12 protein-coding genes and 1 pseudogene are annotated in these 16,085 nt (G+C 65.0%); 4 read left to right on the top strand and 9 right to left on the bottom strand.

Annotation, left to right across the window (positions count from 1 at the left end; translation table 11 throughout):
* Nucleotides 1–66 precede the first annotated feature (66 nt).
* From ASG67_RS05975 to ASG67_RS05965, 3 genes and pseudogenes are all read left to right on the top strand, one after another.
* Nucleotides 67–504, top strand: a pseudogene (locus ASG67_RS05975) (IS5 family transposase); the annotation flags it as partial.
* A 445-nt stretch (nt 505–949) separates the two neighbouring features.
* On the top strand, nt 950–3,124 hold the full coding sequence (locus ASG67_RS05970) for a M3 family metallopeptidase (protein WP_056526984.1): 2,175 nt from the start codon (nt 950–952) through the stop codon (nt 3,122–3,124).
* Entirely contained in the window at nt 3,121–5,013 is a 1,893-nt protein-coding gene (locus tag ASG67_RS05965; RefSeq protein ID WP_321163528.1) for a S9 family peptidase, read from the top strand. The genes ASG67_RS05970 and ASG67_RS05965 overlap by 4 nt, the downstream gene beginning before the upstream one ends.
* 571 nt (nt 5,014–5,584) lie before the next feature.
* Here ASG67_RS05965 and ASG67_RS05960 read toward each other — a convergent pair.
* Both ASG67_RS05960 and ASG67_RS05955 read right to left on the bottom strand, forming a co-directional pair.
* Nucleotides 5,585–6,679: an acyl-CoA dehydrogenase family protein gene (locus ASG67_RS05960; RefSeq protein ID WP_056526982.1), complete on the bottom strand. Its 1,095-nt coding sequence runs from the start codon at nt 6,677–6,679 to the stop codon at nt 5,585–5,587.
* A complete protein-coding gene (locus ASG67_RS05955) occupies nt 6,679–7,875 on the bottom strand; it encodes an acyl-CoA dehydrogenase family protein (protein ID WP_056526978.1) in 1,197 nt (398 codons plus the stop codon). The genes ASG67_RS05960 and ASG67_RS05955 overlap by 1 nt, the downstream gene beginning before the upstream one ends.
* A 196-nt stretch (nt 7,876–8,071) precedes the next feature.
* Here ASG67_RS05955 and ASG67_RS05950 point away from each other — a divergent pair, with 196 nt between their 5' ends.
* Complete coding sequence (locus ASG67_RS05950; RefSeq protein ID WP_056526974.1) at nt 8,072–8,602, top strand: hypothetical protein; 531 nt, start codon at nt 8,072–8,074, stop codon at nt 8,600–8,602.
* A gap of 1 nt (nt 8,603) precedes the next feature.
* Here ASG67_RS05950 and ASG67_RS05945 read toward each other — a convergent pair whose 3' ends face one another.
* The 7 genes from ASG67_RS05945 to ASG67_RS05915 form a co-directional block, all read right to left on the bottom strand.
* The gene (locus tag ASG67_RS05945) at nt 8,604–9,341 is read right to left on the bottom strand and encodes a 3'(2'),5'-bisphosphate nucleotidase CysQ (protein WP_056526971.1); all 738 of its coding nucleotides are present in this window, start codon (nt 9,339–9,341) and stop codon (nt 8,604–8,606) included.
* Nucleotides 9,338–11,251, bottom strand: coding sequence for a sulfate adenylyltransferase subunit CysN (cysN, locus tag ASG67_RS05940; protein WP_056526968.1), 1,914 nt, complete (start codon nt 11,249–11,251; stop codon nt 9,338–9,340). The genes ASG67_RS05945 and cysN overlap by 4 nt, the downstream gene beginning before the upstream one ends.
* A gap of 1 nt (nt 11,252) precedes the next feature.
* Nucleotides 11,253–12,152 carry a sulfate adenylyltransferase subunit CysD gene (cysD, locus tag ASG67_RS05935; protein WP_056526964.1) on the bottom strand — a complete coding sequence of 300 codons (900 nt, stop codon included), beginning with the start codon at nt 12,150–12,152 and terminating at the stop codon, nt 11,253–11,255.
* Nucleotides 12,153–12,219: 67 nt separating this feature from the next.
* The gene (locus tag ASG67_RS05930; protein WP_056526961.1) at nt 12,220–12,438 is read right to left on the bottom strand and encodes a hypothetical protein; all 219 of its coding nucleotides are present in this window, start codon (nt 12,436–12,438) and stop codon (nt 12,220–12,222) included.
* Nucleotides 12,439–12,593: 155 nt separating this feature from the next.
* Entirely contained in the window at nt 12,594–13,859 is a 1,266-nt protein-coding gene (locus tag ASG67_RS05925) for an N-succinylarginine dihydrolase (protein ID WP_056526958.1), read from the bottom strand.
* Nucleotides 13,853–14,878, bottom strand: coding sequence for an arginine N-succinyltransferase (locus tag ASG67_RS05920; RefSeq protein WP_056526955.1), 1,026 nt, complete (start codon nt 14,876–14,878; stop codon nt 13,853–13,855). Before ASG67_RS05920 ends, ASG67_RS05925 begins: the two co-directional genes overlap by 7 nt.
* On the bottom strand, nt 14,875–16,083 hold the full coding sequence (locus ASG67_RS05915) for a hydrolase (protein ID WP_082543342.1): 1,209 nt from the start codon (nt 16,081–16,083) through the stop codon (nt 14,875–14,877). The genes ASG67_RS05920 and ASG67_RS05915 overlap by 4 nt, the downstream gene beginning before the upstream one ends.
* Nucleotides 16,084–16,085 lie beyond the last annotated feature (2 nt).

The raw sequence follows: 16,085 nt of genomic DNA, 5'->3' as shown, positions 1-16,085 counted from the left end.
ACCTTCGCTCCTTCCTCAAACGACCTGCTGTCGTAGGATGACAACGATTCGGATAAGGGGCGAGCCATCCATAAAGGGGATCTCGGCCGCCTGATCGGCCGCACCAAAGGGGGCATGAACATCAAGCTGCACGCCGTCAGTGATGCGGACGGGCGGCCCTTGAGCTTCTTCATGACCGCCGGGCAGGTCAGCGACTACACCGGCGCGTCAGCCCTGCTCGACGATCTGCCCAAGGCACAGTGGCTGCTCGGTGACCGCGGCTATGACGCCGACTGGTTCAGGGATGCTTTGCAGGCCAAGGGCATCCAACCCTGCATCCCAGGTCGGAGGTCTCGGCTCGAGCCCATCAAATACGACAAGCGCCGCTACAGGCGCCGTAGCCGTATCGAAATCATGTTCGGACGGCTGAAGGACTGGCGCCGCGTTGCCACCCGCTACGATAGGTGTCCGACGGTCTTCTTGTCCGCCATCGTCCTCGCTGCCACCGTCATCTTCTGGCTTTGATCAACGAGTCCTGACCCTAACTGAAGGGCGGGGACACGCCGCCCGACTTATTGATCCTGCACCACGTGCGATCCATCAAATGCCGGGAGTATTCCCCTATCGTTGCCGTAGCCGGATCAAGCTTGTGATTTAGCGCCTGAAGGCCGTCCTAAACCTGTCGATGGGGACTGGCGTCGTCACGGCACTTGCTACGACCTAACCCCCACGGTCGTCTCGCCCGTCATCGCACCTGCTGCCGCCGCCACTTTTCGGCTATCACCGATAACCCGTCCTCCTAAGCGCACTATCTTTGGTATTAGGCGTCATTAGATCATTTAAAGTCAGGTCGGCGCTTGGAAATCATTGCGACGAAACAGGATTTATCCGAACGCTATCAGCGAGACATTGTATCAGCGCTGTGACGGGAGCAGAAGAGCGGATCGATCACGCTTCGAAGGCCCTAAGAATGATCCGCTCACCCTGGTTACAATCCGTCGCTCTCCTTGGGCTGCTCGCATCGGGTGCGAATGCCCAGACTGCGTCGCCACGGGCCGGCTCCGGCAAAGCAAATTCGATCTCCGAGCGCGCCAATCCGTTGGTCGTACCGAGCACGTTGCCCTTTCAGGCACCACGCTTCGATCAGATAGCGGACGCGGACTATCAGCCAGCGCTCGAGCAAGGCATGGCCGAGCAGATCACCGAGATGAGGGCGATCCGGGTTCAGCGATCGGCACCGACCTTCCAGAACACGATCGAGGCAATGGAACGCTCCGGTCGCACGCTTGATCGTGCCAGCCAAGCATTCTTCGGCGTCGCGCAGGCAAATACCAATGATACGCTCGACAAGACCCGTTCTGTGATGGCACCGAAGATGGCGCAGAACAACGACGCCATCTACCTCGACCCGCAGCTCTTCGCGCGGGTCGACACGCTGTACAAGCAGCGTGACAAATTGAGCCTGACGCCTGAGCAGCGGCAAGTTCTGGAGCTGTATCACAGCGATTTCCTCCACGCAGGGGCGCAGTTGAACGATGCCGACAAGACCAAGCTCCGCGCGCTGAACACCGAGATTTCCTCGGCCACCACCGCCTTCCAGCAGCAGTTGCTCGCAGCGACCAAGGCTGGCGCCCTTGTCGTCGACGACAAGGCGCAGCTTGCAGGGCTCAGCGACGCGGAGATCGCCGCGGCAGCAGAGGGTGCCAAGGATCGCGGCATGCCCGGCAAATACGTGCTGTCGCTTCAGAATACGACGCAACAGCCAGCGCTCGGCTCGCTCACCGACCGGCAGACGCGCGCGGCGTTGTTCGCCAAGGCTTGGACCCGCGCCGAACAGGGCGACGCCAACGACACCCGCACGCTGATCATCAAGATCGCGCGTCTGCGCGCGGAGAAGGCGAAGCTGCTCGGCTATCCCAACTACGCCGCCTATTCGCTCTACGATCAGATGGCGAAGACGCCCGAGGCGGCGAAACGCTTCATGGCACAACTGGTCCCTGCGACCGCCGCCGAGCAGCGTCGCGAGGCGGCCGAACTCCAGCGGACGATAAATGCCAGCGGCGCATCTTATCCGCTGACGCCCGCGGACTGGGATTATAACTCGGAGAAGGTCCGCAAGGCGAAGTACGACCTCGATCAGAATGAACTGAAGCCGTATTTCGAGATCAGCCGCGTGCTGACCGACGGCGTCTTCTTTGCGGCGGGACAGCTTTACGGGGTTACGTTCAAGGAACGCCGCGACATCCCCGTCTACCAGACTGACGTACGCGTGTTCACGGTGTACGACAAAGACGGGTCCGAACTGGGTCTGATGTATTTCGACTATTGGAAGCGCGACAACAAGGCGGGCGGCGCCTGGATGTCGAACTTCGTCGGCCAATCGAAGCTGCTCGGCACCAAGCCGATCGTATATAACGTCGCTAACTTCACCAAGCCTGCGCCGGGTCAACCCGCGCTGATCACGTTCGACGACGTGACGACGATGTTCCACGAATTTGGCCACGCGCTGCACGGCCTGTTCGCGAACCAGACCTATCCGCTCGTGTCCGGCACCAACACCGCGCGGGACTGGGTGGAATTCCCGTCGCAGTTCAACGAGCATTGGGCGCTCGATCCGAAGATACTCGCCAACTACGCCAAGGACTATCGCACCGGGGCGCCGATGCCCACGACGCTGGTCACCAAGATCAAGAACGCGGCCAAGTTCAACCAGGGCTATGAGTTGGGTGAACTGGTCGCCGCGGCGACGCTCGATCAGGACTGGCACGCGCTACCGGCGGGATCGACGCCGACCGATGTCGACGCGTTCGAGGCGGCCAAACTAGCTGACATGGGTCTCGACACCAAGGACGTGCCGCCCCGCTACCGCACCAGTTATTTCGCCCACATCTGGGCGGGTGGCTACGCCGCGGGCTATTACGCGTATCTCTGGACGCAGATGCTCGACAACGACGCCTATGCTTGGTTCATGGCCCACGGTGGGTTGACGCGGGCGAACGGCCAACGGTTCCGAGACATGATTTTGTCGAAGGGCCATACCGAAGATTACGGACCGATGTTCCGCACCTTCTACGGGAAGGACCCGGACATCGAGCCGATGCTGGAGGATCGAGGGCTGACAGCGACCGCGACGGCGTCGAAATGATGCGGGCGACAATCGCGCTACTGATTGCCGCGGCACCTTCGGCAGTCGCGGGGCAGACGGGACCCATTCACCGATTCGCCGCAGTGCAGATCGCACCTAGGGGTGATCGGCTCGTGGCGATCGAGAATGTCGCGACGGATCATGCGGCTGTGGTCGTACGGCGCGTTCGCGACGGCGGCATTGTTCGCACGATCGATCCGTGCCGTACCTGCAGCTATGGCTCACCCACCTTCGCCGCCGACGGTCGGCTCGCATTCCTGGTGCGTGACAAGGGACGTGTGTCGGTGATGCTGGCGGACGATGCGGGCGAGCGGCAGGTCGCCGGGTTTGACGGCATCGCCCAGACGCTGCGGTTCTCGCCGGACGGCCGCCGGCTGGCCTTGCTCGCGACCTACGGTGCAGCCAAGGAGGCGGGTGCGACGCAGGCGGGCGTGCGTCAGGTTGGCGAAATCGGCGAAAAAAGCGACGAACAACGGATCGCCGTCATCGAACTCGCCACCGGCGCGATCCGCGCGCTTTCCCCGGCGAAACGCTACATCTACGAATATGATTGGGCACCCGACGGGCGGGTGCTCGTCGCGACCAGCGCCTTCGGCAACGGCGACAACAAGTGGTGGGTGGCAACGCTTGACGCCATTGATGCAGAGACGGGGGCGGTTCGCCAGATCGCCAGCCCCAAGACGCAGGTTAACATGCCGCGTGTATCGCCGGACGGGCGGACGGTCGCCTACATCGGAGGGCTGATGAGCGATTTCGGCTCTATCGGTGGCGACGTGTGGACGGTGCCGCTGGCCGGTGGCGAACCGGTCAACCTCACTGCCGGGGCCAAGGCGACGGTGACGTCGCTCGCTTGGCCACGCACAGGGATGGTGGCGACCCGACTCGATGGCGATGCGGCGGAGGTAGCCACCATTGCCGTGGACGGTGGGGCGACGGTGCGATGGAGCCGCCCGGCGAGTTTTGCCGCGGGCGACGGCAAGGTCGTGGTCAGCGCCGACGGGCGGACGATGGCGACCGCGGTTCAGGACTTCGCCCATGCGTCCGCGCTATATGCTGGGCCGCTTGGCCGGGCCAAGCGGATCACGCGTGATAACGATGCCGCACCGATCAATGCGGTCGCACGCAGCATCAACTGGAAGAATGACGGCCTAGACGTCCAGGGCTGGTTGCTGGCGCCGGTGGCCACTGCAAAACCAGCGGCGAAGGCGCCGATGGTGACGATCGTCCACGGCGGTCCTGCGTCGGCATCGACGCCCAACTACGTCATGCGTGAGAGTGGGCCCGGCGCGTTGCTGGCGGCGGGATACTGGGTATTCCTGCCCAACCCGCGTGGCAGCTATGGCCAGGGCGAAGCGTTCACTGCCGCCAACCGGCGCGACTTCGGCGGGGGTGACTTGCGCGACATCCTGGCCGGGATCGACGCCGTCGAGAAGGTGGCCCCAATCGATGACGCGCGCCTTGGCCTGACCGGTGGCAGTTACGGCGGGTTCATGTCGATGTGGGCGAACACCCAGACCACCCGCTTCAAGGCGATTGTCGCAGGGGCAGGGTTGTCCAACTGGATCAGCTACTATGGCACCAACGGCATCGATCAATGGATGATCCCGTTCTTTGGACGCTCCATGTATGACGATCCGGAGGCGTACGCCCGCGTATCGGCGATCACCGTGATCAAGCAGGCGAAGACCCCTACGTTTGTCTATGTCGGCGAGCGTGACATCGAGGTGCCGCCGACCCAATCAATTGAGTATTGGCACGCGCTGAAAGAGCTCGGTGTTCCAACCAGCCTCGTCATCTACGCTGACGAGGGGCACTCAATCCGCGATCGTGACCATTCCGCCGATGTCAGGCGACGGTCGGTGGCTTGGTTCGATCGCTTTTTGAGATAGGGCGACTTTCCTGCCTTTCATTGCCGACCGGCCAGCAGAGACGCTGCGCTGGTCGGCCACCCGCTTCACCATGACGGGTAGCAATGACCGGTCGGGCTCGATGGGCCAGGCAATAGTGGCGGCCACGACGCCCGCGGGCCAAACGCGCAAATCACTCAACCAACGCGCTGCGCGGATTGATTGTTCGGTGTCATCGATCCAGCGGCCCTGTGAACTTTCCAGCGCCCCCCGCATGCCCCCCGGCTAATGCTGGGCAAGCTTGGCAGGACCCACCCGAATTAGAAGTCGATGGCTGATCGAGATAGATGGGTTAGCTAGAATTGGTGAGAGCGGGGGATGTCAGACGTATCGATCGAGATACTACGAATCTGAGGGTCGGACGTTCGAATCGTTCCGGGCGCACCACCATCTCATTGGGATGGAATGGAAAAATTCAGGCCGGTGTGGCGACACACCGGCCTGATTTCGTTTTCGCTGGTCGCCATCGCTGGCTACCCGACCGAAGTCGCTGCACCGAAGAAATGCCCGGATCGGCCGGCTCAGGCGATACAGTCACCCGAGCCGGCACCGGTCACGCGGCGCAACCGAGCGCGATATAGCGTTGCAGATGCTCGTCCTGATCGCCCAGTTGCCCATCGATCATCGTGATGCGCTTGGCATAGTGCGACAGCGGCAGCTCCCACGTCATGCCGATACCACCATGTAGCTGGATCGCCTCCTCAGCGACAAGCTGGCCCGTCGCGCCGATCGTGTATTTCGCCGCGGACAACGCGCGATCGGCGGTCTCGCCGTCAAATGCATCAGCCGCATTGATGACGGCGGAACGCGCCTGCTCGATCTCCAGCAGGACCGTCGCGATCCGATGCTGCAGCGCCTGGAACTTGCCGATCGGCACCCCGAACTGTTTGCGGGTCTGGAGGTAATCGATCGTCGCCGACTTCGCGATCTCCATCGCACCCAGCGCTTCGGCTGACAAGGCGAGCAGCCCCGCCGCCTCCGCCGCGGCGATCGCCGCCATACCGTCGCCGGCCACCTGTGCCGACGCCTCGATCCGGACGTCCCTGAGCGAAACCTCTGCCGATCGCCCGCCATCAACATTCGTGTAACCATGCACTTGCACACCGGCGGCGTCGGCCGGGACCAGGAACAGTGACGGTCCCTGATCGGTCTGTGCCGACACCAGCAGCACGTCGGCGGCTTCCGCCTGCACGACCACCGCCTTCGCACCATTCAACACCCAGCCATCGGCCTCCGCCGTCGCCCGCGTCGCGAGCGGATCTCCGGGCGCGCGGTCCTGCGGCTCGGCATGGGCGAAGGCGACGATCGTCGTGCCGGCGATAATTCCCTCCAGTTCGGCGGTACGCCCGGCTACGGCCAAGGCCCGTCCCGCCATCAGCGTGCCGAGGAACGGCTCGACCGCCAGCGCCCGCCCGATCTCCTCGAACACCACCATGATGTCAAAGCCGCCACCGCCGAACCCGCCGACATCTTCGCCGAACAGCGCGCCGATCACGCCCAGTTCGGCCAGCCCCCGCCACACATCCGGGCTATACCCGTTCTCGCCATAAGCCGCCTTGTTGCGCACATCGATCGGTGCCCGCTCGGTCAGGAAACGGCGCAGCGTATCGGCGAGCATCTGCCGATCTTCGGAATGCTGGAAATCCATCAGAGCCCCACGATCATCTTGCAAATGATGTTCTTCTGCACCTCGTTCGATCCGCCGAAGATCGAAAGTTTGCGATAGTTGAAATAGGTCGGCGCGGCGGACCCCGCGTCCTCCGGTCCCACCGGTTCGCCGTTATATCCGTCCTCCAGCGCCTCCGGAATGAAGGGCTGGGCATAGGGGCCATAGGCGCGGCGGGTGAGGGCGGTGATCGCCTGGCGGATTTCCGTGCCCTTGATCTTCAGCATCGAGCTTTCCGCACCCGGTGCACCACCGTTCGCCGCCGCCGCGATGACGCGCATGTTCGTCGTCGCCATGTTTGCCAGATCGATCTCGACCCGGGCCATCCGGGCGGCGAACAGCGGGTCTTCCGCCAACGGTCGGCCGCCCCGCGTCAACAGGCCGGCGATCGACTTCAGCCGGTCGAACGCCGCGATCGACGACCCGACGCCGGCGATGTTGGTCCGCTCATAGGTCAGGAGGTATTTGGCGTAGGTCCAGCCCTTGTTCTCCTCGCCGACCAGATTGCCCACCGGCACGCGCACATCGGTGAAGAACACCTCGTTCACCTCCGGATCGCCGTCCAGCAGCACGATCGGCCGCACCTCGATGCCGGGGCTCTTCATATCGATCAGCAGAAACGAAATGCCCTCCTGCGCCTTCGCGGTGGGATCGGTGCGGACGAGGCAGAAGATCCAGTCGGCATATTGGCCCAGTGTCGTCCACGTCTTCTGCCCGTTGACGACGTAATGATCGCCGTCGCGTACCGCGCTGGTCTTCAGGCTGGCGAGGTCGGACCCAGCACCGGGTTCGGAATATCCCTGACACCACCAGTCGGTGCCATCGAGAATACGCGGCAGGATGCGCTCGCACTGCTCGTCAGACCCGTATTTGATCAGCACCGGCCCCAGCATGTTGACCCCAAAGGGCACGATGCGCGGCGCGTTCGCGCGGGCGCTTTCGTCCTCGAAGATCGATCGCTGCACCACCGTCCATCCGGGGCCGCCATGCCGTTCAGGCCAATGGCTCGCCAGCCACCCCTTGGCATGGAGGATGCCGTGCCATTCCTCCATGTCCGCCTTGGTCATCGCCAGCCCGTGTTTCACCTTTCGCGACAGATGCTCGGGCAGTTTTTCGGCAAGGAAACTGCGTACCTCATCGCGGAAATTTTCTTCCTCGGGCGTAAAGCGCAGGTCCATCACTCTCTCCGATATGTTCTGCCGCCAGAGATAACATCAGCGTGATCGACTGCAAGTCTGCCACCGTAAAAAGCATACCCGATATTCGATAACGATCTTTTCATCGACCGATTGCGAAACGGGTCGCAGGCGGGCAGGGTGTTTCCACCGGACCCGGGCGACACGATCGGCGGCGCCCCCGGTCCGGGAGACGTCATTGAACGAAATGCAGACAAATGGCCGCGCCGATCGATGCGGCGACACGGACGAGGCGCCGGGCAGCGCCATCGTGCTGGGCGCGAACGGCCGCGTCGGCCGCGCCTTTGCGACCCGCCTGCGTCGCGACGGTTTTCTCGTGCTAACCGATCCGGTCGATCCCGCGATGATCGCCCGGACGGCGTCACCGACCTACCTGTTCGATTGCGCTTATGGCGATGGCGAGTCGGAGTCGCATGTCGAACGCGTGACGGGGCATCTGCGCCACTGGCGCCATTATGTCGGGATATTCCTACCGTCGTCGGCGTGGATCGACGGCGATCACAGCTATGGCCGGTCAAAGCGCGTGATCGAGGCGCTGGCCGGTTTCTACAACGGGCTCGGCGCGCATGTCGTGACCGACCGGATCGGCTACTTTCCCGGTGACGGGGCGGCTGCCGACCCGACCGAGCCGATGATCGACCTGTTGGTGGACGGCGAAACGCTCTATCGCCGGGTGATGGCGCAGTTGCTGGAACGCGTAGCGGCTTGAGCTAGCCGCGCGCCTCGGCGATCGTGGCCAGCACCCTGGCCGCCAGTTCCGGCCGACAGATCAGCAGATCGGGCAACAACGGGTCCGCGCAGTTATAGACCAGCGGACTGCCGTCGATCCGCGAGGCATGCAAGCCAGCGGCGAGCGCCACGGCGGCGGGGGCGCAATTGTCCCATTCATATTGGCCGCCTTCGTGCAGATAGATGTCGGCGCGGCCGTCGACGACCGCCATCGCCTTCGCACCCGCCGATCCCATACCGATCAGTTCGGCATCCAGCGCAATGCCGACGTCGCTGGCGATATCCGGGCAGCGCGACCGGCTGACGACGACGCGCAGGCGATCCTGCAACGGGGCCAGCGCGGCATGGGCATGGTCGGTGCACCAGACCCGGTTCAGTTCAGGCACGGCGACGGCTCCCACCGATGGGCGACCATCGACCGCCAGGCCGATATGCACCGCCCAGTCGGCTAACCCACCGGCATATTCCTTCGTGCCGTCCAGCGGATCGACGATCCACACCCGCCGCGCGCCGCAACGGCGGCGATCGTCGATGCTTTCTTCGGACAGGACGAAATCGTCAGGACGCTCGGCCGCGAGCCGGGCGAGGATCAGCCGATTCGCCTCCGCATCGCCACGATCGCCCAGCGCCTTGCCGGTTTCGCGCCCTTCGTCCCGGATCGCCTTCAGCAATACCCCCGCCTCGCGGGCGATGGCGGCGGCCAATGCGGTGTCGGTCACAGGTCGGGGCTCCAAATGCCGATCACATGCTCCACGATCCGCTCGGCGGCGGCTTCCGGCGTCTCGCGGGTCGTATCGATGCGGATATCGGGGCGGCCCGGCGCTTCGTAGGGGCTGGAGATGCCGGTGAAATCGGCAATCTGGCCGGCTCGTGCCTTGGCATACAGCCCCTTCACGTCACGCGCCTCCGCCACGGCCAGCGGGGTATCGACGAAGATCTCGACGAACTCCCCGACCGGCAACATCCCGCGCACCATGTCACGTTCGGCGCGGAAGGGCGAGATGAAGGCGGTGAGGACGATCAGCCCCGCATCCGCCATCAACTTCGCGACCTCGCCCACCCGCCGGACATTCTCGATCCGCCCGGCCTCGGAGAAATCGAGATCGCGGTTCAGGCCGTGGCGGATATTGTCGCCGTCGAGAAGAAAGCTGTGTCGGCCCAGCGCGTGCAGTTTTCGTTCGACCAGATTGGCGATCGTCGACTTGCCCGATCCGGACAGGCCGGTGAACCACAGCACGCGCGGGCTTTGGCCCTTCTGGGAGGCATGCGCCTCGCGCGTGACGTCGATCGACTGCCAATGGACGTCGCCCGACCGGCGCAACGCCTGATCGATCATCCCCGCCGCAACGGTCGCGTTGGTCGCGCGGTCGATCAGGATGAAGCCGCCCAGATCGACGCCATTGGCATAGGGTTCGAACACGATCTGGCGGTCACAATAGACCTCGGCCACGCCGATATCATTCAGTTCCAGCGTCGTGGCCGACAGTTCGGCCTGCGTGTTCACGTCGATCACGTGGCGGGGCGGCTGGACGGTCGCATTGACCATCTGGGTGCCGAGCTTCAGCCAGTACCCGCGACCTTGCACCATCGGCTGGTCCGCAAGCCAGACGACCGTCGCGACGAACTGGTCGGCGATCGCCGTTGGGCTGTCGGCCGCGGCGATCACGTCGCCGCGCGAGCAATCGACCTCGTCCGCCAGCGTCACCGTCACCGCTTCGCCCGCTACCGCATGGCTGCGCTCGCCATCCGCACCGATGATCCGCGCCACCTGCGTGGTGCGACCCGACGGGACGATGCGCACCCGCTCGCCGACGCTGACCGAACCAGACGCGACCATCCCGGCGAACCCGCGAAAGTCGAGATCGGGCCGGTTGACCCATTGCACCGGCAGCCGGAATGGCCGCGTCGCCGCGCGATCGGTATCGACCGGCACGACCTCCAGATGCTGGAGCAGCGTCGGCCCCGCATACCAGGGCATGGCATCGGCACGCTCGGTGACGTTGGCACCGGTCAGCCCCGACAGCGGAATGGCGGTGAAGCGGTCGATGCCGATCGAGGCGGCAAAGGCACGGTAATCAGCGACGATCGCGTCGAACACGGACTGGTCGTGGCCGACCAGATCCATCTTGTTCACCGCCAGCACGATCTCGCGGATACCGACGAGGTTCGCCAGATAGCTGTGCCGGCGCGTCTGGGTCAGCACGCCCTTGCGCGCGTCGATCAGGATGACCGCGCAGTCGGCGGTCGACGCGCCCGTCACCATGTTACGGGTGTACTGTTCGTGGCCCGGCGTGTCGGCGACGATGAACTTGCGCCGCTCGGTCGCGAAGAATCGATAGGCGACGTCGATCGTGATGCCTTGTTCGCGCTCGGCGGTCAGGCCATCGACCAGCAACGCGAAGTCGATGTTCGCCCCTTGCGTCCCGACCCGCGCCGAATCCGCCTCCAGCGCCGCCAGCTGATCCTCGAAGATCGCGCGCGAATCGTACAGCAGCCGGCCGATCAACGTCGACTTGCCGTCGTCCACCGACCCGCAGGTGATGAAGCGCAGCATGGTCTTGGCGGCGTGGCCCGCCAGATAGGCGTCGATATCCTCGGCGACGAGCGCATCGGGGCGATAGGCCGTCATGTCAGAAATATCCCTCGCGCTTCTTCTTTTCCATGCTGCCCGACTGATCGTGATCGATCGCCCGGCCCTGCCGCTCCGACGTGGTCGTCAGCAACATTTCCTGGATGATCGCGGACAGGGTGTCCGCCTCGCTTTCGACCGCGCCGGTCAGCGGGTAACAGCCCAGCGTGCGGAAACGGATCGATCGGTCCACCGGCGCCTCGCCGGGGTTCAGGCGGAACCGGTCGTCATCGACCATCAGCAGCATGCCGTCGCGCTCAACCGTCGGGCGCGGCGCGGCGAAATAAAGCGGAACAATCTCGATCCCCTCGGCCAGAATGTACTGCCAGATATCCAGCTCGGTCCAGTTCGACAGCGGAAACACGCGCAGCGATTCGCCGCGGTTCAGCCGGGTATTGTAGAGCCGCCACAATTCCGGCCGCTGCGCCTTGGGATCCCAGCCGTGGCTGGCGGAGCGGAACGAGAAAATGCGCTCCTTCGCCCGGCTCTTTTCCTCGTCCCGCCGCGCGCCACCAAAGGCGGCGTCATACCCGCCCAGCGTCAGCGCCTGTTTCAGCCCCTCCGTCTTCCACATGTCGGTGTGGCGACCGCCATGATCAAACGGATTGATCCCCTGTGCCTCCGCCTCGGGGTTGCGATGGACGATCAGTTCCATGCCGGCCTCGGCGGCGGCCCGGTCGCGCAGCTGGTACATCGCGCGGAATTTCCAGGTCGTGTCGACATGCAGCAGCGGGAAGGGCGGCTTGCCCGGCGCGAAAGCCTTTTTCGCCAGATGCAGCATCACCGCCGAATCCTTGCCGACCGAATACAGCATCACCGGCCGCTCGGTTTCGGCGACGACCTCGCGCAGGATATGGATGCTCTCAGCTTCGAGGCGTTGCAGATGGGTGAGCGTGCTCATGTCCAGTGCAGATAGGGTAGACCGCGCCGGAAAGGAGCCAAGTTATCCTGTTGACCGCAAAAGCGTGTCAGCCCGCGTACTCCCGCTCCAGTGAATCGAGGATGCGCCCGCCGGCCATGAACACCGCGATCGGACAGCACGCGAACAACAGCCAGCCACCGGTACCGGGGTATTGCTGAAGATACTGCACCCCGCGATGCGTCGCGCCGAGGGCGAGGCCATAGATGACGAGAAACGCCTCGAACTTGGTCTTGATGACGAACAGGCGGGCAAGGCGGGTGAGCATGGCTAAAGTTAAGCAAGGGCGAGGCCAATCCCGGAAATCCGCCATATCCGGGTTAAGCGATATGGTTACCTGTCAGTTAACCCGACAGTTTTAAACATCCTTCCCTCTCCCCGGTGGCAGAAGGAAGGAGCAGCAAAGCTGCGGGTGGAAAGGGTCTAGGCGTCGATCAACTCACCCAGATCGAGCAACGCCAGCAATCGCCGACGCGCGCTTTCGATGGTGGCGATGAGTGCGGGATCACCGATCGCATCGGCCGCGATCGCCTCCGGCCAAGCCTCCGCCACCAGTGCGGCAATCCGGTCGAGCTTCCCGTCATCGACCAGAAAGCGCGGATCGATCGTCGCCGGATCGGCGACGACCCGCAACCGCAAGCATGCAGGACCACCGCCATTGGCCATCGATTCGCGAACATCGACCACGTTCAGCCGCCGGATCGGGCCGTTGCCGGCCGCATGTCCCTCCAGCCAGCGCCACACGGCGGCGTTCGCTCGCGCCTCCCCGGGCACGATCAACGTCGTGCCATTCCCGGTCGAGACGAGCTGCGCGTTGAACAGGTATGACGTGATCGCATCCTGCAGGCTGACGGCGGCGGCCGGCACCTCGACGATCTCGACCGTGGGCAGCAGGCGGCGGAGGTTCGCATAGACCTGCGCCGGATCGGCGAACGCCTGCTCATGCGCGAACAGCACGCGTTCGTTGACGACCGCGACGACATCGTTGTGGAACGCGCCGGCCGCGATGGCGGCGGCGGATTGCTCCACGAACAGCGTGCGGGCGGGATCGAGCCTGTGCGCACGCGCCACTGCCTCGCTCGCCTCACGCGATTGCCTGGCGGGGAAGGGGCCGCCGGCCTTGCCATAGACGAATACTTCGACCCCGGCCGCGCCGTGATGATCGGCCAGCCGCATGTGATTGGCGGCGCCCTCGTCCCCGAACGGTGCGGGCACCGGCGGATGGACGACGAAGGCGGGATCGGCGAACGCGACGCGCAGCATCGCCAGCGTCGCCGGCCATTCGTGGCTGCGATGCGCCATCGTCACCAGATTGGCGACCGTCAGGTGACAACGCCCATCCGTCGCATCCGGGGCGGGCGAGACGGTCGCGGCATTGGCCGCCCACATCGCCGACGCAGACAGTGCCTGCGCTTTCAGATGGATCGGCGCCCGCTTGTAATCGGTGGCGAGGGCGGCGAGCCAGTCGTGATCCGGGCGGGGATGCGGCGGCAGGATGCCCTGCACCAGCCCCAGCGACAGGTTGGCGCGCATCTTGGCGATCCCCTGCAACGCGGCGGCGCGGGGGTGGGCGACCTTGCCGGCGTTACGCGTCGCGGCCAGATTACCGTGGCTCAGGCCGGCATAATTGTGGCTGGGGCCGATGATGCCGTCGAAATTGATCTCGACCAGTCCCGATGACCCTACCATCGGCCGACCCGCATTACCTTGTCTCCTGCTTCGACCCCCAGCGCGGCGGCGCAGTCGGGCGACAGGATCACGCCGTCCGCCACCTCGCGCACCTGGCCGAACGCGCAGCGGAACGCGGCCAGCCGGCCGCTCGCGACCAGCTCGTCGTTGCCGCCCCCGTCGATCATCTCATCGATCGCCACCACACGCGTCTCGGCGGCCCCGCGCACCGACGTCACCTGATCGGTGCGCGCGGTCATCGTCGGGCCGCCGTCGAAGATGTCGAGATAGCCCTCGTACCGGAAACCTTCATGCTCCAGCATCCGCATCGCTGCCCGGCCCGACGGATGCGGCAGGCCGATCGCGGCGCGAGCGCCTTCGGACAGCATGGCGGTATAGATCGGATGCTTGGGCATCAGATCGGCGATGAACTGGTGGCCATTGATCGCATTGAACTGGTCGGCATCCTGGAAATTCATCCCGAAGAAGCGCCCGGCCAGCCCGTCCCAGAACGGCGATCCCCCCGCCTCGTCGATCACCCCGCGTAATTCCGCCAGGATGCGATCGGCGAAACGCGGCCGGTGCGCGGCGATGAACAGGTAGCGCGATCGCGCAAGCAACAGCCCGAGCCCGCCCGCGCGCTCGCCGGGATGGAGGAACAGCCCGCCGACCTCGCTCGACCCTTCCAGATCGGTGGTCAGCGTCAGCATCTCGGCGCGGAACGTACGCCCCAGTTCGCGGCTGTGCTGGGTCAGCGTGCCAAGGCGATAGCTGTAGAAGGGATGCTGCTCGCCGACTTGCGTGAACAACTGGCACGTGCCGCGCACCTCGCCGGTCCTCGTGTTCTCCAGCACCAGCACGAACAGTTCGTCGATCACCGGCCCCTCGGTGCGGGCGAAGGCGGCGTTGCTGCGATCGAGCTTCGCTTTCAGCGACCGGCGATCAGGCGGCAGGTTGGTGAAACCCCCGCCGGTCAGCTTCGCCATCTCGTACAGATGCTGGAGATCGGCATCGGTGGCCGCGCGGATGCGGAACGTCATGCCAGCCCTCCTTTTGCCAGTCGCAGGATGGTGACCGCCGACAAGGCCGCGCGTTCGACGAGACTATCGACCAGCAGGAATTCGTCGCTGGAATGGATCGCGCCGCCGCGTACACCCATCGTATCGACCACCGGCACGCCGGCGGCGGCGACGTTGTTGCCGTCGCACACGCCGCCCGTATCGCGCCGGCCGATGGTCAGGCCCAGATCGGCACCGGCGCGACCGACCAGCGCGAACAGACGTTCGGCGCCCGCATCGATCGGCTTGGGCGGGCGGTTGAAACTGCCGTGCAGGTCGATGCCGACATCATGCTCGCCGGCGATCGTCGCCACCGTGTCGTTCAGTATCGCCTGCCCCTGCGCAATCGCCTCGGCATCGCGCGGCCGGAAGTTCACGCGCAGAATGGCGAGATCGGGCACCATGTTGTTGGGGCCACCGCCATCGATCCGCGCGGGGTTGACCCCCAGCATCGGTGCCTTCGCGGCGGCGAGACGTATCGCGAGATCCGATGCGGCGACCAGTGCGTTGCGGCCATCCTCCGGGTTGCGGCCGGCATGGGCGCTGCGGCCGCGCACCACGATCGAGAAATTGCCGGTGCCGCCCCGCGCGCCGGCCAGCGTGCCATCCGCCAGCGCGGGCTCATACCCCAGCGCCGCCAGCTTGCCCGCCGCCAGTTCGGCGATCAGCGCCGACGACGATAGCGATCCGGTTTCCTCGTCCGCGTTGATGAGGATATCGTACCCGATCCCCGCCGCGCCATTGCTTGCCTCCACCGCCGCCAGTGCGGCCAGCATCACTGCCAGACCGCCCTTCATATCGGTAACGCCGGGGCCGACCAGCGCGCCGTCCGGCCGCCAGGCAAGTTGCTGGAACGGGTGATCGACGCCGTAGACCGTGTCCATATGGCCGACGAACAGCAACCGCGTCGCCGCATCCGGCCGCACCGTCACCACCAGATGGCGACCATGATCCAGCATGGTCCGCCGCCCGTCGCTGCCGATGTAGTCGACCGGCACCGGCTCGACCAGTCGGATGGTGCCGGGCAGGGCGGCGGCGGCATCGGCCAGCCGGGCCGCCATCGTCGCCAGCCCGGCCAGATTGCGCGTGCCGCTGTTGATCGCGCCCCATGCCTCGACCTGCGCCAGCATCGCCGCGCCGTCGATCCGTTCGGTGACGGATCGCTCAAGGCCGCTGAGGGTAGCCACGG

This window comes from Sphingomonas sp. Leaf339 (genome assembly GCF_001426195.1).
Classification (GTDB): Bacteria; Pseudomonadota; Alphaproteobacteria; order Sphingomonadales; family Sphingomonadaceae; genus Sphingomonas.
Note: the sequence above shows the minus strand (reverse complement) of the source record. Positions and strands in the feature narration are given on the sequence as shown.

Excerpts from the sequence above, each read along its gene's own strand:
- ASG67_RS05925 (WP_056526958.1), bottom strand. The coding sequence starts at position 13,859 with ATGGTAGGGTCATCGGGACTGGTCGAGATCAATTTCGACGGCATCATC.
- cysN (WP_056526968.1), bottom strand. The coding sequence starts at position 11,251 with ATGACGGCCTATCGCCCCGATGCGCTCGTCGCCGAGGATATCGACGCC.
- ASG67_RS05920 (WP_056526955.1), bottom strand. The coding sequence starts at position 14,878 with ATGACGTTCCGCATCCGCGCGGCCACCGATGCCGATCTCCAGCATCTG.
- cysD (WP_056526964.1), bottom strand. The coding sequence starts at position 12,152 with ATGAGCACGCTCACCCATCTGCAACGCCTCGAAGCTGAGAGCATCCAT.
- ASG67_RS05930 (WP_056526961.1), bottom strand. The coding sequence starts at position 12,438 with ATGCTCACCCGCCTTGCCCGCCTGTTCGTCATCAAGACCAAGTTCGAG.
- ASG67_RS05955 (WP_056526978.1), bottom strand. The coding sequence starts at position 7,875 with ATGGACCTGCGCTTTACGCCCGAGGAAGAAAATTTCCGCGATGAGGTA.
- ASG67_RS05960 (WP_056526982.1), bottom strand. The coding sequence starts at position 6,679 with ATGGATTTCCAGCATTCCGAAGATCGGCAGATGCTCGCCGATACGCTG.
- ASG67_RS05965 (WP_321163528.1), top strand. The coding sequence starts at position 3,121 with ATGATGCGGGCGACAATCGCGCTACTGATTGCCGCGGCACCTTCGGCA.
- ASG67_RS05970 (WP_056526984.1), top strand. The coding sequence starts at position 950 with ATGATCCGCTCACCCTGGTTACAATCCGTCGCTCTCCTTGGGCTGCTC.